General features: G+C 68.2%; 19 protein-coding genes. 11 read left to right on the top strand and 8 right to left on the bottom strand.

Going from position 1 to position 22,884, the window contains the following annotated elements; genetic code table 11:
• The first annotated feature begins 221 nt into the window (after positions 1–221).
• Genes WS95_RS18525 through WS95_RS18515 form a run of 3 tightly spaced genes read left to right on the top strand, consistent with a single transcriptional unit; the run spans position 222 to position 2,419 of the window.
• Positions 222–911 (top strand): ABC transporter permease, encoded by a 690-nt coding sequence (locus WS95_RS18525; protein ID WP_034208096.1) that lies wholly within the window; start codon positions 222–224, stop codon positions 909–911.
• Positions 908–1,621, top strand: a complete 714-nt coding sequence (locus tag WS95_RS18520; protein WP_034208097.1) for an ABC transporter permease — start codon at positions 908–910, stop codon at positions 1,619–1,621. The genes WS95_RS18525 and WS95_RS18520 overlap by 4 nt, the downstream gene beginning before the upstream one ends.
• An 18-nt stretch (positions 1,622–1,639) precedes the next feature.
• The gene (locus WS95_RS18515; protein ID WP_034208098.1) at positions 1,640–2,419 is read left to right on the top strand and encodes an ABC transporter ATP-binding protein; all 780 of its coding nucleotides are present in this window, start codon (positions 1,640–1,642) and stop codon (positions 2,417–2,419) included.
• A gap of 66 nt (positions 2,420–2,485) precedes the next feature.
• Here the strand turns inward: WS95_RS18515 and WS95_RS18510 are convergent, their stop codons facing one another.
• Positions 2,486–2,983 carry a GNAT family N-acetyltransferase gene (locus WS95_RS18510; RefSeq protein WP_034208099.1) on the bottom strand — a complete coding sequence of 166 codons (498 nt, stop codon included), beginning with the start codon at positions 2,981–2,983 and terminating at the stop codon, positions 2,486–2,488.
• Positions 2,984–3,119: 136 nt separating this feature from the next.
• Here WS95_RS18510 and WS95_RS18505 point away from each other — a divergent pair, with 136 nt between their 5' ends.
• Both WS95_RS18505 and WS95_RS18500 read left to right on the top strand, forming a co-directional pair.
• Complete coding sequence (locus WS95_RS18505; RefSeq protein WP_059825110.1) at positions 3,120–4,046, top strand: LysR family transcriptional regulator; 927 nt, start codon at positions 3,120–3,122, stop codon at positions 4,044–4,046.
• Positions 4,047–4,588: 542 nt separating this feature from the next.
• Positions 4,589–5,668 carry a porin gene (locus tag WS95_RS18500; RefSeq protein ID WP_034208101.1) on the top strand — a complete coding sequence of 360 codons (1,080 nt, stop codon included), beginning with the start codon at positions 4,589–4,591 and terminating at the stop codon, positions 5,666–5,668.
• Between the two features lie 176 nt (positions 5,669–5,844).
• Here the strand turns inward: WS95_RS18500 and WS95_RS18495 are convergent, their stop codons facing one another.
• The gene (locus tag WS95_RS18495; protein ID WP_006398637.1) at positions 5,845–6,183 is read right to left on the bottom strand and encodes a P-II family nitrogen regulator; all 339 of its coding nucleotides are present in this window, start codon (positions 6,181–6,183) and stop codon (positions 5,845–5,847) included.
• An 83-nt stretch (positions 6,184–6,266) separates the two neighbouring features.
• Positions 6,267–7,976: an NAD+ synthase gene (locus WS95_RS18490; RefSeq protein WP_059824972.1), complete on the bottom strand. Its 1,710-nt coding sequence runs from the start codon at positions 7,974–7,976 to the stop codon at positions 6,267–6,269.
• A gap of 109 nt (positions 7,977–8,085) precedes the next feature.
• Here WS95_RS18490 and WS95_RS18485 point away from each other — a divergent pair, with 109 nt between their 5' ends.
• Positions 8,086–9,264, top strand: coding sequence for a GNAT family N-acetyltransferase (locus WS95_RS18485; protein ID WP_034208103.1), 1,179 nt, complete (start codon positions 8,086–8,088; stop codon positions 9,262–9,264).
• 71 nt (positions 9,265–9,335) lie between these two features.
• Here WS95_RS18485 and WS95_RS18480 read toward each other — a convergent pair whose 3' ends face one another.
• A complete protein-coding gene (locus WS95_RS18480; protein ID WP_059824970.1) occupies positions 9,336–11,582 on the bottom strand; it encodes a glycoside hydrolase family 3 C-terminal domain-containing protein in 2,247 nt (748 codons plus the stop codon).
• Positions 11,583–11,734: 152 nt separating this feature from the next.
• Here WS95_RS18480 and WS95_RS18475 point away from each other — a divergent pair, with 152 nt between their 5' ends.
• Together WS95_RS18475 and WS95_RS18470 are read left to right on the top strand one after the other, a co-directional pair.
• Positions 11,735–12,769 carry a helix-turn-helix transcriptional regulator gene (locus WS95_RS18475; RefSeq protein ID WP_059824968.1) on the top strand — a complete coding sequence of 345 codons (1,035 nt, stop codon included), beginning with the start codon at positions 11,735–11,737 and terminating at the stop codon, positions 12,767–12,769.
• Positions 12,770–12,819: 50 nt separating this feature from the next.
• Entirely contained in the window at positions 12,820–13,653 is an 834-nt protein-coding gene (locus WS95_RS18470; protein ID WP_059824967.1) for a GIY-YIG nuclease family protein, read from the top strand.
• A 52-nt stretch (positions 13,654–13,705) separates the two neighbouring features.
• On the opposite strand, the gene ppa is transcribed toward WS95_RS18470, so the two are convergent.
• Complete coding sequence (ppa, locus tag WS95_RS18465; protein ID WP_034208107.1) at positions 13,706–14,233, bottom strand: inorganic diphosphatase; 528 nt, start codon at positions 14,231–14,233, stop codon at positions 13,706–13,708.
• A gap of 340 nt (positions 14,234–14,573) precedes the next feature.
• Between ppa and WS95_RS18460 the strand changes: the two genes are divergently transcribed.
• From WS95_RS18460 to WS95_RS18450, 3 genes are all read left to right on the top strand, one after another.
• Positions 14,574–16,013 (top strand): aldehyde dehydrogenase family protein, encoded by a 1,440-nt coding sequence (locus WS95_RS18460; RefSeq protein ID WP_034208108.1) that lies wholly within the window; start codon positions 14,574–14,576, stop codon positions 16,011–16,013.
• Between the two features lie 204 nt (positions 16,014–16,217).
• Positions 16,218–16,976, top strand: coding sequence for an SDR family oxidoreductase (locus WS95_RS18455; protein ID WP_034208109.1), 759 nt, complete (start codon positions 16,218–16,220; stop codon positions 16,974–16,976).
• Positions 16,977–17,122: 146 nt separating this feature from the next.
• Positions 17,123–18,427 carry an MFS transporter gene (locus WS95_RS18450; protein WP_059824965.1) on the top strand — a complete coding sequence of 435 codons (1,305 nt, stop codon included), beginning with the start codon at positions 17,123–17,125 and terminating at the stop codon, positions 18,425–18,427.
• A 273-nt stretch (positions 18,428–18,700) separates the two neighbouring features.
• Here WS95_RS18450 and WS95_RS18445 read toward each other — a convergent pair whose 3' ends face one another.
• From WS95_RS18445 to hemC, 3 genes are read right to left on the bottom strand one after another with little or no spacing between them, the layout of a single operon-like run.
• Positions 18,701–19,888, bottom strand: coding sequence for a heme biosynthesis protein HemY (locus WS95_RS18445; protein WP_059824963.1), 1,188 nt, complete (start codon positions 19,886–19,888; stop codon positions 18,701–18,703).
• 2 nt (positions 19,889–19,890) lie between these two features.
• Complete coding sequence (hemDX, locus tag WS95_RS18440; RefSeq protein WP_059824962.1) at positions 19,891–21,861, bottom strand: fused uroporphyrinogen-III synthase HemD/membrane protein HemX; 1,971 nt, start codon at positions 21,859–21,861, stop codon at positions 19,891–19,893.
• Positions 21,861–22,865: a hydroxymethylbilane synthase gene (gene hemC, locus WS95_RS18435; RefSeq protein ID WP_059782311.1), complete on the bottom strand. Its 1,005-nt coding sequence runs from the start codon at positions 22,863–22,865 to the stop codon at positions 21,861–21,863. Before hemC ends, hemDX begins: the two co-directional genes overlap by 1 nt.
• Positions 22,866–22,884: the final 19 nt, after the last annotated feature.

The raw sequence follows: 22,884 nt of genomic DNA, 5'->3' as shown, positions 1-22,884 counted from the left end.
GAGCAGCAGCAGCGGATGCGGGGGCGGCCCCGCGTCCGGGCAGTACAGGCAGTCAACCACGCGCCGCCCGCTCCCTTGCCCGCCGCTCGCGCGACGGGCGGGCCCGGCCCCGTTGCCGGGGCGGACGGTCATGATACGCACGGGGCGTTCCGCGCAGCTTGGCGGGCGCGTCTTTCGCGGCGCACTGCGTGCGCCCTCAGGGACCACACCAGGGACCCCATATGTTTCTACAAGGCTACGGCCCGCTGATCCTCGCCGGCACCTGGCAAACCGTCAAACTGGCGGTGCTTTCGCTTGCGCTGTCGTTCCTGCTGGGGCTGCTCGGCGCCGGCGCGAAACTGTCGCGCAATCGCGTGACGAACGGCGTCGGCACCCTCTACACGACGCTGATCCGCGGCGTACCCGATCTCGTGCTGATGCTGCTGCTGTTCTACAGCCTGCAGATCTGGCTGAACATGGCGACCGACGCGCTCGGCTGGGACCAGATCGACATCGATCCGTTCCTCGCCGGCGTGCTCGTGCTCGGCTTCATCTACGGCGCGTACTTCACCGAGACGTTCCGTGGCGCGTTCCTGTCGGTGCCGCGTGGCCAGCTGGAAGCCGGCAGCGCCTACGGGATGACGAACTGGCAGGTGTTCACGCGGATCATGTTCCCACAGATGATGCGTTTCGCGCTGCCGGGCATCGGCAACAACTGGCAGGTGCTCGTGAAGTCGACCGCGCTCGTGTCGATCATCGGCCTGGCCGACGTCGTGAAGGCGTCGCAGGACGCCGGCAAGGGCACGCTGCGGTTCTTCTTCTTCACGCTGATCGCGGGTGCCGTCTACCTCGCCATCACGACGATCTCGAACTTCGTGCTGATGTGGCTCGAAAAGCGCTACTCGACCGGCGTCCGCAAGGCTGACCTATGATCGAACTCATCCAAGAATACTGGCGCAACTATCTCTACACCGACGGCTATCGCATCACCGGCGTCGCGATCACGCTGTGGCTGCTGGTCGTGTCGATCGGCCTCGGCTTCTGCCTGTCGGTGCCGCTCGCCGTGGCGCGCGTGTCGAAGAAGAAGTGGCTGTCGGGCGCCGTGTGGCTGTACACGTACGTGTTCCGCGGCACGCCGCTCTACGTGCAGCTGCTGCTCTGCTACACGGGCCTCTACAGCCTGCAGGTCGTGCGCGGCACGCCGATGCTCGACGCGTTCTTCCGCGACGGGATGCACTGCACGCTGCTCGCGTTCACGCTGAACACCTGCGCGTACACCACCGAAATCTTCGCGGGCGCGATCAAGGCGACGTCGTACGGCGAGATCGAAGCCGCGCGCGCATACGGAATGTCCACGTTCACGATGTACCGCCGCGTGATCCTGCCGTCGGCGCTGCGCCGCGCGCTGCCGCTGTACAGCAACGAAGTGATCCTGATGCTGCACGCGACGACGGTGGCGTTCACCGCGACCGTGCCGGACATCCTGAAGATCGCGCGCGACGTGAACTCGGCGACCTACATGTCGTTCCACGCGTTCGGCATCGCCGCCCTGCTCTACCTCGTGATCTCGTTCACGCTCGTGTGGCTGTTCCGCCAGGCCGAGCGCCGCTGGCTCGCGTATCTGCGCCCGCAAGGCAAGTAAGTTTCCGCAGGAATACTGATGAACTCCCAGAATCAAAAGCTTTTCGTCGACGATCTCCACAAGCGGTACGGCGACAACGAGGTGCTCAAGGGCGTGTCGCTGAAGGCGAACTCGGGCGACGTGATCAGCGTGATCGGCTCGTCCGGTTCCGGCAAGAGCACGATGCTGCGCTGTATCAACTTCCTCGAGCAGCCGAACGCGGGCCGCATCTTCGTCGACGGCGAGGAAGTGCGCACCGCGCTCGACAAGACGGGCGCGCTGCGCGCGGCCGATTCGAAGCAGCTTCAGCGCGTGCGCACCAAGCTGTCGATGGTGTTCCAGCACTTCAACCTCTGGTCGCACATGAACGTGCTCGAGAACGTGATGGAAGCGCCGGTGAACGTGCTCGGCATCCCGAAGAAGGAAGCCGAGGACCGTGCGCGCGAATACCTCGAGAAGGTCGGCCTCGCGCCGCGCGTCGAGAAGCAGTATCCGTCGCATCTGTCCGGCGGCCAGCAGCAGCGCGTGGCGATCGCGCGGGCGCTGGCGATGCATCCGGACGTGATGCTGTTCGACGAGCCGACCTCCGCGCTCGATCCGGAACTGGTCGGCGAAGTGCTGAAGGTGATGCAGAAGCTGGCCGAGGAAGGCCGCACGATGATCGTCGTCACGCACGAGATGGGTTTCGCGCGCAACGTGTCGAATCACGTGATGTTCCTGCACCAGGGCCGCGTCGAGGAAGAAGGCGTGCCGGCCGAGGTGTTCGCCAATCCGAAGAGCGAGCGCCTGCGCGGCTTCCTGTCGGGCAGCCTCAAGTAACGCGTCCGTCACGCACGACGCCCGAACGGGCGCCCCGCGGTTCGCCGCGCGGCGCCCGTTTTGCGTTTACGCGGCGCTCACCGGCGCGCCGTCGGCGAACGCGCGCAATTCGTCGCCCGCCAGCCGGTAACGCACCCATTCGCTCTGCGGCGCCGCGCCGACGCGCTCGTAGAAGCGGATCGCCGGCTCGTTCCAGTCGAGCACGCTCCATTCGAAACGCCCGCAGCCCGACTCGACCGCGATCCGCGCGAGCGCCTTCAGCAGCCGCAGCCCCGCGCCGGCGCCGCGAAAACGCGGCGATACGTACAGATCCTCCAGATACAGCCCCTGCCGCGCGAGCCACGTCGAATACGAGAAGAAATACACGGCGAAGCCGGCCGGCTCGCCGTCGACCTCGCAGATCAGCGCACGCGCCGGCGAGCCTTCGCCGAACAGGCTGCGCTCGAGCGATTCCGGCGTCGCGACGACTTCGTGTTGCGCCTTCTCGTAGACGGCCAGTTCGGTGATGAAGCGCAGGATCAGCGGCGCGTCGGCGACGGTGGCGGAACGGATATCGATTTGCACGGTGGGGAGCCCTCCTTCGGCCCGGACGGAAAACGGAATACGGCGCCGGCGCTGTCGCACCTGGCGCCGGTCGGATCGACATGCTACGTTCACGGCACAACTGCAGGAAGTGCAGTCTTTTCATTCCGACCTGAACATGATGCATCCCGACCTGCGCCGCCTCGACCTGAACCTGCTGCTCGTGTTCGACGCGTTGTACCGCCACCGGTCGGTCGCGGCGGCCGCGCATGAACTCGCGCTGAGCCCGTCGGCGTTGAGCCATGCACTCGCGCGGCTGCGCGACGCGATCGGCGATGCGCTGTTCGTGCGCCTCGGCAACGAGATGCAGCCGACCGTGCGCGCCGACGACATCGCCACGTGGGCCGGCGACGCGCTCGACGCGATGTCGAAGGGGCTCGCCCGCGCGCGCCGCTTCGATCCCGCGCAAAGCGACCGCACGTTCGTATTCGCCGCGACCGACTACACGGCGTTCGCGGTGCTGCCGGCGTTCCTGGCCCGCATCCAGCACGTCGCGCCGCACCTGCGGATCCGCGTCATCCATTCGGACCGCAAGATTTCCGTCGACGAGCTCGCGGCCGGCCGCATCGACTTCGCGCTCGGCTACCACGAGGAATCGGCGGCCGACGCGCCCGGCATCGAGGATTTCGACTGGTTCTCCGACGACTATGTCGTGATCGCGAGCGCCACGCATCCGGACATCCGTCGGCGGCTGACGCTCGACCAGTATCTGGCGGCCCGCCACGTGGTCGTCACGCCGTGGAACGAAGCGCGCGGCGTCGTCGACCACGTGCTCGACCGGCTCGGTCTCGCGCGGCAGGTGGCCGTGCAGTTGCCGACCGTGCTGGCCGCGCCGTTCGTGATCGCGGAGTCGGCGCTGCTGATGACCGTACCGAACCGCGCCGCGCAGGCGCTGCGCCACGCGGCGCCGATCCGCATCTTCCCGGCGCCGTTCGAGATCCCGCGCTACACGGTGAAGGTCTACTCGCATGCGAAGCACGCGCGCACCGATGCCCATCGCTGGATTCGCGCCCAGTTGCTCGACGCACGACCGAGCCCGGACTAAGCGCCGCGCGAAGCAGGACAGGCGTTTCAGGCGTCGATCGACGATGGCGGCAATCGCCCGAATCATTACGAAATACTTACCAATTTCGCGACTTTCGCGCTTACGCCGGCGCCCCGGCAACGTCAATAGTGGCAATCCTTGACCCATGCCCGCGAAATCCATGTCTGCCTTGCGGGACAAGGGTTTTCCGGCAATCGAGCACCCTTGGCCCCCCTGTTGCGCAGCGTGTTGCATGGCAATTTGGCGACAGCGGTTAGTCAAACAACGATTTCCGTCGCCACAAAATTGTATTTTTGCTAAATTAGTAACCAAAGTAGCAAAACGAAGTTCGTGAAATGTAGTTTAGCTTCACGACACAACAAGGAGACCCCGCAGGCCGACCCGGCTGCGCGGGACCGCTCAACGGTTTTCCGTCTGCTTGCCCGCGTGCCGCGCTTACCGGCCCTGCACGAGGTCTCCCTGGTTATCCCGCTTTTGCCCGGCGCTCGCGCTCCGGGCATCTCGTGCAGTCTGGGTTGACTTTTTGACAGGGTATGGAGGAGATGATGAAGAAAGCTTTGGTCGCGGCCGCGCTGATGGCTGCTGGGGTGGTGACGGCGCACGCGCAGAGCAGCGTCACGCTGTATGGCCGCCTGGATGCAGGCATCGAGTACATGAACGGCCTGCAAAACGGCCACCAAGTGCGCGCGGAAAGCGGCGACTGGGGCACGAGCCTGTGGGGCTTGAAGGGTAGCGAGGACATCGGCGGCGGCAACAAGGTCCTGTTCCACCTCGAAGGCGCGTTCAACACGATGACGGGCGGCTTCAGCGGCTCGATCTGGGATCGTTTCGCGACCGTCGGTATCTCCAACGACCGTTACGGTACGCTGCTGCTGGGTCGCGAACTCGCGATCGCCAACGGCGTGTGGGACTTCGACCCGTTCGGCCAGTCGGCGTGGTCGACGGCCTCGCTGGTACGCGGCCGTAACTGGAACAAGACCAGCAACAACGTGTCGTACCAGTCGCCGTCGCTCTACGGCCTCGACTTCTACGGCCAGTTCTCGTTCTCGAACTCGACCAGCTTCAACGGCAACACGACGGCCGGCCAACCGGGCCGTGCAATGGGCGGTCAGGTCACCTACACGAACTCGCTGTTCCAGTTGCGCGGCATCTACGACGAAACGCGCGACAGCAACGGCCGCTTCTCGGACGTGTTCAACTACTCGCGTGAATACTTCGCGGGCGTGAACGTGTTCCTCGGCCAGTTCAAGGTTCAGGCGGCCTACCAGGCATCGCGCGCCGACGGCAGCGGTGGCCCGGCAGTGAACGCCGGCGTGACGGGTACGCAACAGGTGTGGGGCGGCGTGACGTGGCAAGCAACGCCGGCAGCGGCGCTGATCGCGGCCGTGTATCACGTGAACGCGAACCACGGCGGCGGCAACGCGAACATCTACACGGTCGGCGGCTCGTACAACATCTCGAAGCGCACGCTGTTCGACCTGCAGGTCGCGACGGTGCGTAACAGCTCGACGGCCAACTTCGGTCTGAACGCGAACAACGCCGGCACGGCCGTGTCGACCGGCAACCCGCATCCGGGCGGCAGCCAGACCGGCGTCTACGCCGGCATCCAGCACCTGTTCTGATCAGGCGCCGTCAAAGAACGATTCGACAACACTTTCCACGCTGCTGCGAGAGGCGCGTATCGGTGCGGTACCCAACCGGGTATCCGCACCGTTTTTTCTTGGGCGGCGGGTTCGTGCGACCCGGCGCGCGCTCGGCCGAAGCGGCCGCGCGTGACCGAACGGCGCGAACGCAGCGCTCAGACGGCCGCTTCGTTCTCTTCGCCGGTGCGAATGCGGATCACGCGCTCGACGTCCGACACGAAGATCTTGCCGTCGCCGATCTTGCCGGTACGCGCCGCACCGATCACCGCGTCGATCACCTGATCGACCTGCGCTTCCGCGACGACCACCTCGATCTTCATCTTCGGCAGGAAGTCGACGACGTATTCGGCGCCGCGATACAGCTCGGTATGGCCCTTCTGGCGACCGAAGCCCTTCACTTCCGTCACGGTCAGGCCCGTGAGCCCCACTTCGGCGAGCGCTTCGCGGACTTCGTCCAGCTTGAAAGGCTTGATGATGGCGGTAATGCGTTTCATGGTGGTTGTCCCCCAATGCTCGTTTGGATGAAAAATCGCTTTCCCGATTGTAAGCCGGCGGGCCGCATCCGGCCCAGCGCCGCTCAATCGAGCCGTTCGGTAAAGCGTGACGTGATCGGGTAGCGCCAGTCGCGCCCGAAGGCGCGATGCGTGACGCGGATGCCGATCGGCGCCTGCCGGCGCTTGTATTCGTTGATCTTGATGAGCCGCGTTACGCGCTCGACGTCGGCCCGCGCGTAGCCGGCCGCGACGATCTCGGCGAGCGGCCGGTCTTCCTCCATGTACATCCGCATGATCGCGTCGAGCACGTCGTACGGCGGCAGGCTGTCCTGGTCGGTCTGGTTCTCGCGCAGCTCGGCCGACGGCGCGCGCGTCAGGATCCGCTCGGGAATCACGTCGCGCAGCCCGTAATCGGCCGTTGCGTTGCGATAGCGGCACAGCCGGTACACGAGCGTCTTCGCGATGTCCTTGATCACCGCGAACCCGCCGGCCATGTCGCCGTACAGCGTGCAGTAGCCGACCGCCATCTCGCTCTTGTTGCCGGTCGTCAGCACGATCGAGCCGAACTTGTTCGACAGCGCCATCAGCAGCGTGCCGCGGATGCGTGCCTGGATGTTCTCCTCCGTCGCATCTTCCGCGCGGCCCGCGAACTCGCCCGCGAGCGCGCCGCGGAAGGCATCGAACATCGGCGCGATCGCGATCTCGTCGTAGCGCACGCCGACGCGCCGCGCCATCTCCGCCGCGTCCGTCGTCGAGATGTCGGCCGTGAAGCGCGACGGCATCATCACCGCGCGCACGCGCTCGGGCCCGAGCGCATCGCACGCGACGGCCAGCACCAGCGCCGAGTCGACGCCGCCCGACAGCCCGATCAGCACGCCGGGAAAGCCGTTCTTGCCGATGTAGTCGCGCACGCCGGTGACGAGCGCGCGATACACCTGCGCGTCGGTCGACAGCTCAGGCGCGATCGCGCCGGGCAGCGGCCGCGCGCCGTCGAATTCGACGATTGCGTGCCCTTCGTCGAACTGCGGCATCTTCGCGACGAGCGCACCCTGCGCGTCGAGCACGAACGACCCGCCGTCGAACACGAGTTCGTCCTGGCCGCCGACGAGGTTCACGTACACCATCGGCAGCCCGGTCTCGCGAATCCGCGCGCGCAGGATGTCGATGCGCACCGCTTCCTTGTTCATGTGATACGGCGAGCCGTTCGGGATCAGCAGCACCTGCGCGCCGGCCGCCTTCGCGATCTGCGCAGCCGACGCATGCCACGCGTCCTCGCAGATGATCACGCCGTATTTCACGCCGTTCAGCTCGAACACGAGCGGCTCGGTGTCGGTCGCGAAATAGCGCTTCTCGTCGAACACCTCGGCGTTCGGCAGATCCTGCTTGCGGTAGGTGCCGACGATCTCGCCGCCGACGATCAGCGACACCGCGTTGAAGGTGTCGGTGGGCGGCACGCCGCGCTCGATCGGGCGGTTTGCATTACCATCGACGGCTGACGCGCTGCCCGCACCGCCGCCCGGACCCCGCATCGGATGACCGACCAGCACCGCGAGCCCGTCGAACGCCTTCAGCGCGTCGGCGAGCGCGTCGAGCGCGGCGGCGGCGGCCGCGTAGAACGCGGGCCGCAGCAGCAGGTCTTCGGGCGGATAGCCGGACAGCACGAGTTCGGGTGCGACCATCAGCTGCGCACCATCGTTGTGCGCGGCACGCGCAGCCGCGACGATGCGCGCGACGTTGCCGGCGAAATCGCCGACGGTGACGTTGATCTGGGCGAGAGCGAGTCGGGTCTTCATGGCGGGATCGGCGCAACCCGGCGGCGCGCCTCGAGCGGCTGACGAAATCGACCCGGGCGCGGGCCATGGCGGCCCGCACCCGGCAACATCCAACGGTACGGATTCACGCTTGAAACACGAACGCATCGATTATCGCACGGGCATCCTGTCGTCCCCCGCCGAGGTGCCGGCCGACGAATGGAACGCGCTGCTCGCGCGCGACGCGCAGCCCACGCCGTTCCTGCGCCACGAATTCCTCGACGCACTGCACGTCGCGCGCTGCGCGGTGGACGACACCGGCTGGTCGCCGCACTTCGTCACGCTGACCGACGCGCGCACCGGCCGCCTCGCGGCCGCCGCCCCCGTCTACGCGAAACAGCATTCGTACGGCGAATACGTGTTCGACTGGGCGTGGGCCGACGCGTACCAGCGCAACGACCTGCCCTATTACCCGAAGCTGCTGTGCGCGGTGCCGTTCACGCCGGTGCAGGGCACGCGGCTGCTCGCGGCCGACGACGACGCGCGCCGCCGGCTCGCGGCCACGCTGCTCGCGTTCGCCGAGCAGAGCGACGTGTCGTCGCTGCACGTGCTGTTTCCGACCGGCGACGAAGCGCGGCTGCTCGAATCGATGGGGATGATGCTGCGCGAAGGCGTGCAGTTCCACTGGCTCAACGACGGCTACCGGCACTTCGACGATTTCCTCGGCACGCTCGAGCAGAAGAAGCGCAAGAACATCCGCGCGGAGCGGCGCAAGGTGCACGACGCGGGCGTGACCTTCCGGCGGCTCACCGGCGATCGAATCGCCGACGCCGACTGGCGCTTCTTCTCGCGCTGCTATCGACAGACCTACCGCGAGCACTATTCGAGCCCGTACCTGAACCTCGACTTCTTCCGCACGATCGGCGCGACGATGCCGGAGAACCTGCTGCTCGTGATCGCGGAAGCCGACGGCCGGCCGATCGCGAGCGCGCTCGCCGTGTACCGGCGCGGCGAACACGGCGGCGGCACGCTGTACGGCCGCTACTGGGGTGCGATCGAGCACGTGCCCTGCCTGCACTTCGAAACGGCCTACTACCAGTTGCTCGAGTTCTGCATCGAGGCCGGACTCGACACGTTCGAGGGCGGCGCGCAGGGCGAGCACAAGCTCGCACGCGGTTTCCTGCCGACCGTCACGCACTCCGCGCACTGGCTCGCGCATCCGGCTTTTTCCGATGCGGTCGCGCGCTTTCTCGAACGCGAGACCGAGCATATCCACGCGTACGTCGACGAACTGCGCGAGCACGATCCGTTTCGGCGCGGCGCCCGCTAGCGTCATCCCGCGCACCGGCATGCGGCGAAGCCACGCATGGGCTCGCCGCATGCCGCACGGCCGCCGCCGGCTCAGTGCGCGGCGAGCGTCACCGTCTGCGACAGCGCCTGCGGGTCGCGCGACGACGCGGCCGCCGACAGCCCGTAGCTGCCCGCGCCGACCCGCCACGCGTGCGCGCTCGCATCCCACACCGCGAAGCGCTGCGCCGGCACCGCGACGCTGACCGTGCGCGCCTCGCCCGGCTGCAGCGCGACCTTGGTCCAGCCGACGAGCCGCTTCGGCGGCTCGCCGAGCGATGCGGGCAGCGCCGCGTAGATCTGCACCGTATGCGTACCGGCGCGCGCCCCGGTATTCGTCACCGTCACGCCGACCGTCACGTTGCCCGCCGCGTCGGCCTGCGCGGACATCGCCGACAACGCATACGTCGTATACGACAGCCCGTAGCCGAACGGGAACAGCGGCTCGATCGCCTTCGCGTCGAACCAGCGATAGCCGTACGCGAGCCCTTCCGCATAAACGTTCTGCAGGTTCGACGGATCGATCGTCGGCTGCGGCAAGTCGGCCTCCTGCTTCGGGAACGTCAGCGGCAGCCGGCCCGACGGATTCGCGTCGCCGAACAGCAGGTCGGCGATCGCCTGGCCGCCTTGCGCGCCCGGATACCACACGTCCAGCACGCCATGCACGTTCGCGAGCCACGGCATCAGCACCGGGCTGCCGTTCTCGAGCACGACGATCACGCGCTTGGCCTTCGCGGCGACCGCGGCGATCAGCGCATTCTGGTCGTATTGCTGGTTGTACGGGTCCGCCTTCGCATCGGGCAGCGACAGGCTCGCGAGGTCGAGCCCTTCCGTCTGCCACTGCGTGGCGAACACGATCGCGACATCGGCCTGTGCGGCCGCGCTCGCCGCGGCATTCGCGTCGGTCCCGTCGAGATAGCTGACCGACGCGCTCGGCGCCTTCGCGCGAATTGCCGCGAGCGGCGCGGACTTGTACCAGGTCGCGCAGCCGCCGAACAGCATGCCGGCCGGTTGTTGGCAGGACGTCACCGCATTGCCGTCGATCGCCGGCACCGCCCCCGAGCCGCCGCCCGACAGCACGCCCGCGTCCGCATGGCCGCCAATCACGACGACCGACTTGAGCGCGCCGGCGGCGAGCGGCAGCACCGGCTGCGTGTCGCCCGGCGCGGCCGCGTTCTTCAGCAGCACCGCCGCTTGCCGTGCGATCGCGAGCGCATCGGCATTGCCGGCGGCTTCGTCGATCGCGCCGCCCGGCTTCGGCGGCGCGTCCATCACGCCGATGCGGATCAGCGTGCGCAGCTTGCGCTGCACCATGTCGTTCAGCCGCGCGACCGACACGCTGCCGGCCTGCAGCGCCGCGCGCAGCTTCGAATTGAAGTACGAGCCGAGCGGCGCGTTGCCGTCGTCGGCCGCGCCCGGCTGTTCCTCGTCCAGCCCGGCCTGCACGGCCGCGACCGTCGAGTGCGTCGCGCCCCAGTCGGACTGCACGACGCCCTTGAAACCCCACTCGTTCTTCAGTACCGTCGTCAGCAAATACGGGTTCTCGCACGCATATACGCCGTTCAGCTTGTTGTACGAGCACATCACGTTGCCCGGCTGGCCGTCCTTCACGCCGATCTCGAACGCGAGCAGTTCCGCCTCGCGCATGGTGCGCTCGTCGACGACCGAATCGACCGTCATCCGGTTGGTTTCCTGGTCGTTGAACGCGAAATGCTTGATCGTCGCGACCACCTTCTGCGCCTGCGTGGCCTGCGTGCGCGCGGCGCTCAGCGTGCCCGCGAGCACCGGGTCCTCGCCCATGTATTCGAAGGTGCGGCCGTTGCGCGGCTCGCGCGCGAGGTTCACGCCCCCGCCGAGCCCCTCCGCGAAACCGAGCGCACGCAGCTCGAGCGCGATGCGCGTGCCGTAGGCGCCCGCGAGCGCCGGGTCCCACGTCGCCGCAAGCGCGACCGGCGCGGGCAGCGCGGTGACGCGTGCGTTCTTCACGTTCACGCCGCCCGCCGAATCGGCGCTGCTGACCGCCGGAATGCCGAGCCGCGGCACGCCCGGGATGTAGCTCGCGCCATTCAGCGCATCGGCCGGAAACGGGCCGCCCAGGCCGAGCGCCGGCATGCCGGTGCCATGCACGAGCTGCAGCTTTTCGTCGGTCGTCAGTTGCGCGACGAGGGCCGCCGCGCGCTGGTCGGCTGCCGCGTCGGGGTCGGCCGGGGCGTGAATGTCGTCGCCGCCGCACGATGCGAGCAACACCGTGAGCGCGCATGCGCACGCAATCGTCGAATACCTGAACAGCGAAGTTTTCATTGATCCTCCAGAATCGTTCTGTTAGTACTTGTCGTCTCACTCCAGCGTCCAAGTCTAAAAATCGACCGGTCACCACGCTTGACCGGCAGGAGCATGCGTTGACCTCTCGCAGCGGGGACAAACCCGAACGGCATGACGACAGGGAGACAGACATGGAGTTGCAACAGAAATCGGTATCCGTCCGGATCTACCGCTGGCTGTGCGAAGACGCGCGTGCGAACGGCATCGATCCCGCACCGCTTTACGAAACGCTCGGCATCGGGCCGGCCGAGCTCGCCGACGACACGCGCCGCATCGCGGGCGACCGGCACGTGGCCGCGATGCAACTGACGAGCGGCTGGCCGTTGTCGTGGCATCGCCCGCCGCCGCAGGTCGTGCCGTGGCTCGTGCCGTTTCCCGAGCTCGCGGGCATCACGTGCAATGCCGCGACGCTGCGCGACGCGCTGCACGGCTACCTGCACTATCGCGAGCTGATCGGCAACGTCGACTGGGTGTTCGCGCACGAGAACGGCGACGCGATCGCGCTCGAGTACGTGAACGAAGGCGACGGCCGGCACGCGGGTAGCGCGTTCGCGAATCTCGCGATCCTCGCGGCGCTCGCGCGCCTGTACGATCCGCACGTGCACGTCGACGACGCCGCATTCGCCGGCCGCGCGTTCGCGCCCGTTGCCGTGCTGCGCGACACGCTCGGCGCGCCGGTGTCGTTCGATGCCGCGCACAACCGCATCGTGCTGCGCTCCGCGCGCTTCGACACGCCGTTCGAGCGCTACAACGCGCCGCTCGCCGGCATCCAGCGTCATGCGGCCGACGCCGCACGCGAGCGCGTGCGCGCACGTTCGACGTTCGGCGCGTCGGTCGAGCAATGCGTGCGCGACTGGCTGCGCACGTCCGACGACACCGACGTGCCGACCGATACGCTGATGCAGCACGTATGCACGCGCTTCGCGATGTCGCGCTGGACGTTGCGCCGGCGCCTGCATCGCGAAGCGGTCGGTTTCCACGCGCTCGTCGCGCAGGCGCGGCTCGGCGAGGCACGCGACCTGCTGCTCAACACGCGGTTGCCGATCGGCGAGATCGGCGTGCGCGTCGGCTTCCGTTCGACGAGCGCGTTCACGCGCTTCTTCACGCGCGAACTCGGTGCGGCGCCGAGCCGCTTTCGCGACGGGCATGGCGACCGGTGGCGTTGACGCGCATTTTTTTCTGAGACACTGGCGGCTTCGCATCCCGCCGCCCTGCCATGTCCTGGTTTCTGTATCTGATCGAATGCGCCGACGACAGCGTCTACACGGGCATCACGACCGATGTCGCCGCGCGCTTCGACGAACACGCGTCCGGCAAGGGCGCGCGCTACACGCGCTCGCGCAAGCCGCGCGCGGTGCTCGCGTCGTTTCCGCTGCCCGACCGGTCGAGCGCGTCGCGCGCCGAATACTGGGTGAAGCGGCTCACGCCCGCGAAAAAGCGCGAGCTGGCGGCCGGTTTGCGGACGCTGGAATCGGTGTTGCCGGCGGCGATCGCGCTCGACGAAAGCGGCGACACGGCCGGGACGAACGCGATGGCGCGCGGGCGGAAGAAAAGGAAGGCGGAAAACGTCGACGATGCGCAGAAGACGGCCGCAACGGAGGCGGCCACCGCGAAAAGGGCGAAAACCGGGAAACGTGCCGGATCCGCAACGGCCGCGAAGCCTGCGAAGGGCAAACAAGCGTCGAAGTCGACGAAGGCAAATAAAGCCGCGCCGGACGCGAAACATGCAAAAACCGACGGTGATGCCGCCGCAAAAAAGACCGCGTCGCGTGGCACACCGGTAAAAAAGGCACGCTCGCCCTCCTCCACGCAGTCGAAAAGAAGGGCCCCGGCTGCCGCCGCAGCGGCCGGGAACGTACGCGAAGACGCCGCTTCCGCACCGGGCCGGCGCCGACCGGCGGCCACGAAAGCCGCCGCGGCGATCGCTCCGGCCGTTGCCCCGCCCCGCGCGAAACGCGCGAAGCCGGCACCGGCCACCCCACTGCCGCCCGTCTCCCCGTCCACCCGCAGGAAAACCGTGCGCGCAAAACAAAACCGCGCGGTCTCCTGAAGAGACACGCGCGGTTCGTTCCGTACGCGCCGGCCGTCGGCCGGCACGCCGCTTACTTCTTGTAGTTCGCGGCGCCGTCGGTGATTTCCTTGTGCGCGGCTTCGATGCCGGCCCAGCCTTCGACCTTCACCCACTTGCCCTTCTCGAGCGCCTTGTATTGCTCGAAGAAGTGCTTGATCTGGTCCTTCAGGTACTCGGGCACGTCGTCGATCGTCTTCAGGTTCGCCGTCATCGGGCAGATCTTGTCGTGCGGCACTGCGATCAGCTTCGCGTCGACGCCCGATTCGTCCGTCATCTGCAGCATGCCGAGCACGCGCGAACGCACGATCGAACCGGCCAGCAGCGGGAACGGCGTGATCACCAGCACGTCGACCGGATCGCCGTCGCCCGACAGCGTCTGCGGGATGTAGCCGTAGTTCACCGGGTAGCGCATGCCCGTGCCGATGAAGCGGTCGACGACGAGAAGGCCCAGTTCCTTGTCCGCCTCGTACTTCACCGGATCGCTTTGCGCGGGAATCTCGATGATCACGTTGAAATCTTGCGGCAGGTCCTTGCCGGCCGGAACATGATTGAAGCTCATGAGCACTCTCTGTAGGTCGATGGGAATTCGGGACAGGGCGCCTCGGCCGATGCATCGCCGCAGGCGTCCCCCAAAAGGAATGCGCCATTATAGCCAATCGACCGGTGGCGTCCGGATGACGATCGGCGCGATAATCGTTCCGGATGTCCGGCCGTCGAACCGGCGGCGGCGTTGCACGTCGACGATAAAGCACGGGATCCGGGCAAGCGCCAACGCGCCAGCTTGGGTCGACCGCGTTGCATGGGACCCAAGTAAGCGCTGAAGCGCTAACTTGGGTCGACCGCGTTGCATGGGACCCAAGTAAGCGCTGAAGCGCTAACTTGGGTCGACAGGAGCAGGCATGGAAGAGGCGAAGCACTTCATCGCGGGCGAATGGACGTTGCCCGCGCAACTGGAAACCATCGCGGTCGTCGATCCGTCCGACGGCCAGCCGTTCGCGACGATCGCGCGCGGCACGGCGCCCGACGTCGAACGCGCGGTCGCCGCGGCCCGCGACGCATTCGCAGGCCCGTGGGGCGCCGCGAGCGCCGCCGAACGCGGCCGCGTGCTGATGCGGCTGTCGGCTCGCGTGGCCGACCATCTCGAGGAACTCGCCGCGATCGAGGCGCGCGACACCGGCAAGCCGCTCAAGCAGGCGCGCGCCGATGCAGCCGCGCTCGCGCGCTACTTCGAGTTCTACGCGGGCGCCGCCGACAAGCTGCACGGCGAAACCCTCCCCTATCAGGCCGGCTACACGGTGCTGACGGTGCGCGAGCCGCACGGCGTCACGGGCCATATCGTGCCGTGGAACTACCCGATGCAGATCTTCGGGCGCAGCGTCGGCGCGGCGCTCGCGGCCGGCAACGCCTGCGTGGTCAAGCCGGCCGAGGACGCGTGCCTGTCCGTGCTGCGCGTCGCCGAACTGGCCGCCGAAGCCGGACTGCCGGCCGGCGCGCTCAACGTCGTCACCGGCTACGGCCATGAAGCGGGCGCCGCGCTCGCCCGCCATCCGGGCATCGACCACATCTCGTTTACGGGGTCCCCGGCCACCGGCAAGCTGGTCACGCAGATGGCGGCCGAGAATCACGTGCCGGTCACACTCGAACTCGGCGGCAAGTCGCCGCAGATCGTGTTCGCCGATGCCGATCTCGACGCGGCGCTGCCCGTACTCGTGTCCGCGATCGTGCAGAACGGCGGGCAGACCTGCTCGGCCGGCAGCCGCGTGCTGATCGAGCGCGCGGTATACGAGCCGCTCGTCGAGCGCCTCGCCACCGCGTTCAACGGGCTGCGCGTCGGCCCGAGCCGCGCCGATCTCGACTGCGGCCCGCTGATCAACGCGAAGCAGCAGCAACGCGTGTGGGATTTCCTGTCCGACGCGCAGCACGACGGCATTCCGATGGCCGCGCACGGGCAGGTCGTCGCCGACGCGCCCGAAAGCGGCTTCTACCAGGCGCCCGCGCTGTTGCGCGACGTGCCGCCGGCGCATCGGCTCGCGCAGGAGGAAGTGTTCGGCCCCGTGCTCGCGGCGATGCGTTTCGTCGACGAGGACGAAGCCGTCGCGCTCGCGAACGGCACGCCGTACGGCCTCGTCGCGGGCATCTGGACACGCGACGGCGCACGCCAGATGCGGCTCGCGCGGCGCCTGCGCGCGGGCCAGGTGTTCATCAACAACTATGGCGCGGGCGGCGGCGTCGAGTTGCCGTTCGGCGGCGTCGGCCATTCGGGCCACGGCCGCGAGAAAGGCTTCGAGGCGCTTTACGGCTTCACCGCGCTCAAGACGATCGCGATCCGGCACGGCTGAACGCACGGCGCGCGACAGTCGGCAGGCAACGCCCGGGCGCCTGCCGACGCACGACGACTCTCATGACCGGCACAGCCGTGATTCGAACTCGATGGCTCGCATGAGACACACGCCGTGCCATGGCCGCCAACCGGTCAGGCAGCCCGCCTCACGGCGGGCCACAACTGAAGTTCGAAGCAAATCGAAGATATGAGGAGACACACCATGCGGTTGAGCGGCAAGACGGCCATCGTCACGGGCGGCGGCTCGGGGTTCGGCGAAGGCATCGCGAAGACGTATGCGCGCGAAGGCGCGAACGTCGTCGTCAACGACCTGAACGGCGCGGCGGCCGAGCGCGTCGCGAGCGAGATCGCGCTCGCGGGCGGCAAGGCGATCGCGGTGGCCGGCGACGTATCGAAAGAGGACGACTGGCGCGCGCTGCTGCAGGCGGCGCTCGACGATTTCCATGCGGTGCAGATCGTCGTGAACAACGCCGGCACCACGCACCGCAACAAGCCCGTGCTCGACGTGACGGAAGCCGAATTCGACCGCGTGTACGCGGTCAACATGAAGAGCCTGTTCTGGTGCGTGCAGACCTTCGTGCCGTACTTCCGCGCCCAGGGCGGCGGCGTGTTCGTGAACGTCGCGTCGACGGCCGGCGTGCGGCCGCGCCCGGGCCTCGTCTGGTACAACAGCACGAAGGGCGCGATGATCACCGCGAGCAAGTCGCTCGCGGCCGAGCTCGGCGCCGACCGCATCCGCGTGAACTGCATCAACCCGGTACTCGGCGAAACCGCGTTGATGACCGAGTTCATGGGCTGCGAGGACACCCCGGAAAATCGCCGCCGCTTCCTCGCGACGATCCCGCTCGGCCGCTTCTCGACGCCGCAGGACATCGCGAACGCCGCGCTGTACCTCGCGTCCGACGAAGCCGAATTCATCACCGGCGTCTGCCTCGAAGTCGACGGCGGGCGCTGCATCTAGCCGTACCGGGCATCACGATCATTCTCTTGCTTCGCACGAAACCGGCTCGGACGCACGACTGCGTCTGCTCCGGCCAACGACAACGACAGTGGCGCACGGGATCCGGACAATCGCTCGAGCGCCCACCCTGATCGACAGGAGACAACATGGCAACATCGACGCAGTCGCTGCCGGGCTCGTCCGGCGCATTCGAGGAAGCAACCTACCGCAAGGTGTCGCGGCGACTCGTGCCGCTCCTGCTGCTGTGCTACGTGGTCGCGTATCTCGACCGCGTGAACGTCGGGTTCGCGAAGCTGCAGATGGCGAGCGACCTGAACCTGAGCGATACCGTGTACGGGCTCGGCGCCGGGATCTTCTTCTTCGGCTATTTCCTGTTCGAGGTGCCGAGCAACATCATCCTGCACCGCGTGGGCGCACGCGTCTGGATCGCCCGCATCATGGCGACGTGGGGCGTGATCTCGATCCTGACGATGTTCGTCACGACGCCCGCGATGTTCTACGTGATGCGCTTTCTGCTCGGCGTCGCCGAAGCGGGCTTCTTTCCCGGCGTGATCCTCTACCTCACCTACTGGTATCCCGCGCACCGGCGCGGCCGGATGACGACGTTCTTCATGACGGCCGTCGCGCTGTCCGGCGTGATCGGCGGGCCGATCTCGGGCTTCATCCTGAAGGCGTTCGACGGCGTGAGCGGCTGGCACGGCTGGCAATGGCTGTTCCTGCTCGAAGGCATTCCGTCGGTGCTCGCCGGCGTGCTCGTGTTCTTCACGCTCGACGAGCGGATCGCGAAGGCGACGTGGCTGACCGATGAAGAAAAGGCGCTGCTCGCCCGCAACGTCGACGCCGAGGAAGCCACCAAGGAAGACCTGCCGCTCGGCGCGGTGATGTCGAGCCCGCGCGTGTGGCTGATGGCGCTGATCTACTTCTCGTTCGTGATGGGGCTCTACGGCGTCGGCTTCTGGCTGCCGACGATCATCAAGGCGACGGGCGTGACCGATACGATCGTGATCGGCCTGCTGTCGGCGATTCCGTATGCGGCCGCGGTGGTCGCGATGATCCTGATCGCGCGCAGCGCGGACAAGCGCCGCGAACGCCGCTGGCACCTCGCGATTCCGGCCGCGATCGGCGCGCTCGGCCTCGTGCTGTCGGTGATCTGGGCACACCAGACTGCGCTCGCGATGCTCGGCCTCACGCTCGCGACGATCGGCATCCTGACGACGCTGCCGCTGTTCTGGAGCCTGCCGACCGCGTTCCTCGGCGGCACGGCCGCCGCGGCCGGCATCGCGATGATCAACTCGATCGGCAACCTCGCCGGCTTCCTGAGCCCGTACCTGATGGGCTGGCTCAAGCAGGCGACGGGCGCCAACGATGCGGGCATGTACATGCTGGCCGGGTTCCTCGTGCTCGGCGGGCTGCTCGCGCTGTCGGTGCCGAAGCGGCTCGTCGACAAGTGACGCGCGGCGCGTAAAGGCGCGCCGGACGTACCGAGCATCAAGCGCCAAGCATCGAACACGCCGGTCGACGGCCGGCCCCACGAAACGCCCCGACGCCCGGCACTGCCCGGCCGCCGGGGCGTTTTCGATTCCGGACAGGCAAGACCGCGCCGGCCGAATGCTTCGCCGACCGGATGACGGCGCGATGCGTCCGCACTGCGTCGCGACGGACGAAAAAAAGCCCCGAAGGCCGTTCGGCGTTCGGGGCTTTTACGCTCGCGGCGCGCCGCCGCGTCAGACCACGGTGATCGCGAGCGCGCTTTCGCGGTAGTGCTTCGCGGCCTTGTCGGTTTCGCCGAGATGCTCGAACAGACGGGCGAGCGCACGATGCGCCCGCACTTTCAGCGCCTCGTTGTCGGCCAGCTTCAGCGCCGCTTCGAGGAACGACTGCGCCTTGCCCCACAACTGCTGCTGCTGGCAGAGGCGGCCGAGTGCGAACAGCAGGTCGGCATCTTCCGGATGATCCTTCTTCCAGCCTTCGGCCTTCTGGATCAGCGGCAGCGCATCGGCGCCGGCCGTGTCCGGATAACGGCGCAGCAGGCGCGCATCCCAGTTGTGCGCGAGCGCGTCCTCGACGATCCGGCGCGCTTCGTTGCGGCGCTCGAGCGGCACGAGCAACTCGGCCGCGAGATCGGCCAGACGCGGCGACTGGCGCTCGACCGGCGACAGCGACTGCCACACTTCGAGCAACGCGTCCGGGTCGTGCCGGCGTTCGCGCAGCAGGTTTTCCGCCGCCTGCTGGCGCAGCCGCACGGCCGCGGCCGGATGCAGCGCCTCGCGCTTTTCGAGCGCCTTCGCGAGCTTCAGCACCTCGGCCCAGTTCTTCAGTTGCTGCTGCGCACGCAACGCGACCTGCTGCGCGTGGATGCGCTTGCCGCCGGCCTGCATGTCGGCCAGCGCGGCGAGCGCACCGTCGGCATCGCGGGCGTCCGCGCGCATGTCGGCGGCAGCGAGCAGCCGTGCATCCTGCCAGTCGGGCGCGTCGATCTTCGACAGCCAGTCGTCGCGACGCGTGTACTCGTGCATCCGATGCGCGGCGGTGGCCGCGACGAGACTCGCGGCGCCCAGGTTCGCGTCGACCGACAGCGCTTCGCGCGCGGCCTTCTCCGCACGCGAGAAGCGGCCCGCGTACAGGTTCGCGATCGCATCGCGCAGCGACGCCTGCGCCTTCTCGTTGCGCGAGCGCGCGCGATAGGCGGCGACCCGCTGCGGCATGCGCCAGATGTTGCGCACGATGCGCAGCAGCGCATACACGACGATGAACAGCACGACGATGGCGATCACGAACAAGTTCAGCGACACGTCGACCCGGTACGGCGGATAGACGAGCAGCACCTGCCCCGCGTCGAAACGGCCGACGGTGGCGAGCGCGGCGGCGAGCGCGAACAGGATCGCGAGCCAGACGATTCCTCGAAGCGTCATCGTTACCCCCGGCTCTTGAACTGCTGAACGGCGTTCAGGCTCGTGTTCAGGTTCGGCACCGCGACGCTCAGCGATGCGCCGTCGACCTGCTTGAGCAGATCCTCGACGGTCTGCGTGTCCTTCGACGCCTGATCGAAATACTTGCCGAGCGACGCCTGGGCGGCGTGCAGGTCGGCCTTCATCGCGCTGTCGTTGCGCGCCAGCAGCGACAGCCGCGCGGTGAGCAGACGCAGCTTCACGTTCTCGCGCACGAAGTAGCCCTGGTCGGGCGACGCGAGCATCGCATCCGCGTGGTCGATCCGGCGCACCTGCACGAGGCCCTTCAGTTGCTGACCGAGACCGGCCGAGAAGTCGTGCCACCACACCTTCCAGCGCGGCTCGCCGGCGGCGACCGACGAAGCGGCGTCGGCCGGCGCGGCCTTCGGCGCCGCGTGCGGCACGATCGCCTCGCCCGACAGCGGCAGCGCGTCGATCTTGCCGATCGCGTCGTCGAGCTTGATCGCGAGGCCGGTGAGATCGGCTGTCGGCGCGGCCTTCAGCTTCTCGATGTCCTGCGCGAGCGCCTTGCGCACCGTGACGGCCTGTGCGCTCTGCGACGTCGCGAGACGCGCGTCGGCGTTCTGCAGCGCGATCAGCGCGAGCTGCGTGTTGCCGGTCAGCTGAAGCTGCTGGCTCGCGCTCGACAGCATCTGGTCGACTTCCTCGAGCATCCACGCATCGCGATTGCGCGACAGGTCCTGGTATTGCTGCTGCAGCGCCTGCTGCGCGCTCTGCGCATCGGCAAGCTTGCCGTCGAGCTGCGCGAGCTGCGTGTCGACCTGGTGCGTGCCGGCGAGCGCCTGCTCGGTCTTCATCCGCGTTTCGGCCGCTTGCGCGTCGAGCGCCTTCTGGCGCGCGACGAACGTACCGTCGAGCCGATCGATCTTGCGGTTCAGCGCGTAGCCGCCGACACCCGCCGCGCAGCCGAGCACGACGACGACGAACCACAGCACCGCGCTGCCGCCGCGGCGCGCACGCGGCTCGGGCGCGAGATAAGGAGGGTTGGGCGGCGGTGCGGATGCAGCGGCCGGCTGGGAAGCGACGCTTTTGGAATCGTTGGTATCTGTCATGCGTTTAGTCACCGGTGCGGCTGTCGCCGGTTGGACGGCCTCGTCGGCCATCGTTCGAAACGCGCGGACGATGCGCTCATCGCCCGCGCCGGTCAGCGTAATCCTATCAAAACCCAATGCGCGCGCGGTCTGCTCGATCCGCGGGTGCGGCGTCACGAGCGGCGCATGCTTCAGCGCGTCGATCTCGGCGTCGTTCAGGTGGGCGCGCGCGAGCTCGTGCAGGTTGCGCACGCCTTCCGAGCTCGTGACGAGCCATGCGTGCGGCTGGCCGTCGAGCAGCGCATGCACGCGCTCCCACGCGCCGACGCGCGGCTCGGGCACGACGCGCCGGTACGCGGCGACGAGCGTGACGTCCGCCCCGGCCTCGCGCAGGCGGTCGGCGAGCCACTCGCGCCCGCCGTCGCCGCGCACGATCAGCACGCGCTTGCCCGCCAGCGCCTGCGCGCCGCCGAACGCGGCCTCGATGCTCGCGAACAGGCTTTCCGAATCGTAATGGGGCACGCCGCCGTCGGGCGGCGCCTGCGGCGCGATCACGCGATGCGCGGGCGCCGCGATGCCGTGACGTTCGAGCGCCGCGACGCTGCCGGGCCCGACCACGCCGACCGGCAGCGCGTTCGGCCAGATCGCGCCGTAGCGCGCGAGCGCGCGGTCGATCGCGTTCGGCGACACGAAAATCACCAGCGCGTAGTCGGCCAGCGCCGCGAACGCGGCGTCGAGCGGCGCCGGATCGTTGACCGGCGCGATGTCGATCAGCGGGAATTCGAGCACGTCGCAACCGGCATCGGCCAGTTGCGACGCAAGCGCGTCGGACTGGCCGTCCGGACGCGTCAGAACAGCGGTGAACGCGCGCGCGCCGCCCGCCATCAGGCGTCGCCCTTGCCCGCGGCCTGCGAGCCCGCGAGCAGCGCCTGGACGATGTCGAGCGCGCCTTGCGCCTCGAGCTCGTCGGACACCGCGCGGCCGAGCGCGAGCGCATCGGCGACGGTCACGACGGCCCCGCACTCCTCGGCCGTCAGCACGCGCTTGCCGTCGGTGGTCGACACGCGGCCCGTCAGGTACAGCTCGCCCGCACGCCACACCGCGTGCGCGGCGAGTGGCACCTCGCAACTGCCGCCGAGCGCGCGCGACACCATCCGCTCGGCCTCGACCGCGAGCGCGGTCTGCGGGTCGTGCAGCGGCGCGAGCCACGCGGCGACGTCGTCGCGGCGCGCGGCGATCTCGATGCCGAGCGCGCCCTGGCCGGCCGCAGGCGGGCTGGCCTCGACGTCGAGCAGCGTGCGGATCCGCGCGTCGAGGCCGAGGCGTTTCAGGCCGGCCGCCGCCAGGATGATCGCCGCGTAGTCGCCGCGATCGAGTTTCGCGAGACGCGTGTCGAGGTTGCCGCGCAGCGGCAGGACCTCGAGATGCGGATAACGCGAACGCAGCATCGCTTCGCGACGCAGGCTCGATGTGCCGACGACCGCGCCGGCCGGCAGCGCGTCGAGCGACGCGTAGTCGTTCGACACGAATGCGTCGCGCGGGTCTTCGCGTTCCATGATCGCGGCGAGCGAGAAGCCGTCGGGCAGCGCCATCGGCACGTCCTTCAGCGAGTGCACCGCGAGATCGGCGCGGCCGTCGGCCAGCGCGCTCTCCAGTTCCTTCACGAACAGGCCCTTGCCGCCGACCTTCGACAGCGTGCGATCGAGAATCTGATCGCCGCGCGTCGTCATCCCGAGGATTTTCACGTCACAAGCTGGATATAATTTGCGCAGCGCATCACGCACATGTTCGGCTTGCCACATCGCCAGGCGGCTCTCGCGCGAAGCGATCGTCAACGTCGCGGGCAACCGTGCCTGGTGCGGCCCGGCCGCGGGGGTCTCGGAATTCATTGCTGGAACATCGAAGGAC

Source organism: Burkholderia sp. MSMB1826, assembly GCF_001526325.1.
Taxonomy (GTDB): domain Bacteria; phylum Pseudomonadota; class Gammaproteobacteria; order Burkholderiales; family Burkholderiaceae; genus Burkholderia.
Note: the sequence above shows the minus strand (reverse complement) of the source record. Positions and strands in the feature narration are given on the sequence as shown.

Coding starts and splice junctions, on each gene's coding strand:
- WS95_RS18525 (WP_034208096.1), top strand. CDS start 222: ATGTTTCTACAAGGCTACGGCCCGCTGATCCTCGCCGGCACCTGGCAA.
- WS95_RS18520 (WP_034208097.1), top strand. CDS start 908: ATGATCGAACTCATCCAAGAATACTGGCGCAACTATCTCTACACCGAC.
- WS95_RS18515 (WP_034208098.1), top strand. CDS start 1,640: ATGAACTCCCAGAATCAAAAGCTTTTCGTCGACGATCTCCACAAGCGG.
- WS95_RS18505 (WP_059825110.1), top strand. CDS start 3,120: ATGATGCATCCCGACCTGCGCCGCCTCGACCTGAACCTGCTGCTCGTG.
- WS95_RS18500 (WP_034208101.1), top strand. CDS start 4,589: ATGATGAAGAAAGCTTTGGTCGCGGCCGCGCTGATGGCTGCTGGGGTG.
- WS95_RS18495 (WP_006398637.1), bottom strand. CDS start 6,183: ATGAAACGCATTACCGCCATCATCAAGCCTTTCAAGCTGGACGAAGTC.
- WS95_RS18490 (WP_059824972.1), bottom strand. CDS start 7,976: ATGAAGACCCGACTCGCTCTCGCCCAGATCAACGTCACCGTCGGCGAT.
- WS95_RS18480 (WP_059824970.1), bottom strand. CDS start 11,582: ATGAAAACTTCGCTGTTCAGGTATTCGACGATTGCGTGCGCATGCGCG.
- WS95_RS18475 (WP_059824968.1), top strand. CDS start 11,735: ATGGAGTTGCAACAGAAATCGGTATCCGTCCGGATCTACCGCTGGCTG.
- WS95_RS18470 (WP_059824967.1), top strand. CDS start 12,820: ATGTCCTGGTTTCTGTATCTGATCGAATGCGCCGACGACAGCGTCTAC.
- ppa (WP_034208107.1), bottom strand. CDS start 14,233: ATGAGCTTCAATCATGTTCCGGCCGGCAAGGACCTGCCGCAAGATTTC.
- WS95_RS18460 (WP_034208108.1), top strand. CDS start 14,574: ATGGAAGAGGCGAAGCACTTCATCGCGGGCGAATGGACGTTGCCCGCG.
- WS95_RS18455 (WP_034208109.1), top strand. CDS start 16,218: ATGCGGTTGAGCGGCAAGACGGCCATCGTCACGGGCGGCGGCTCGGGG.
- WS95_RS18450 (WP_059824965.1), top strand. CDS start 17,123: ATGGCAACATCGACGCAGTCGCTGCCGGGCTCGTCCGGCGCATTCGAG.
- WS95_RS18445 (WP_059824963.1), bottom strand. CDS start 19,888: ATGACGCTTCGAGGAATCGTCTGGCTCGCGATCCTGTTCGCGCTCGCC.
- hemDX (WP_059824962.1), bottom strand. CDS start 21,861: ATGGCGGGCGGCGCGCGCGCGTTCACCGCTGTTCTGACGCGTCCGGAC.
- hemC (WP_059782311.1), bottom strand. CDS start 22,865: ATGAATTCCGAGACCCCCGCGGCCGGGCCGCACCAGGCACGGTTGCCC.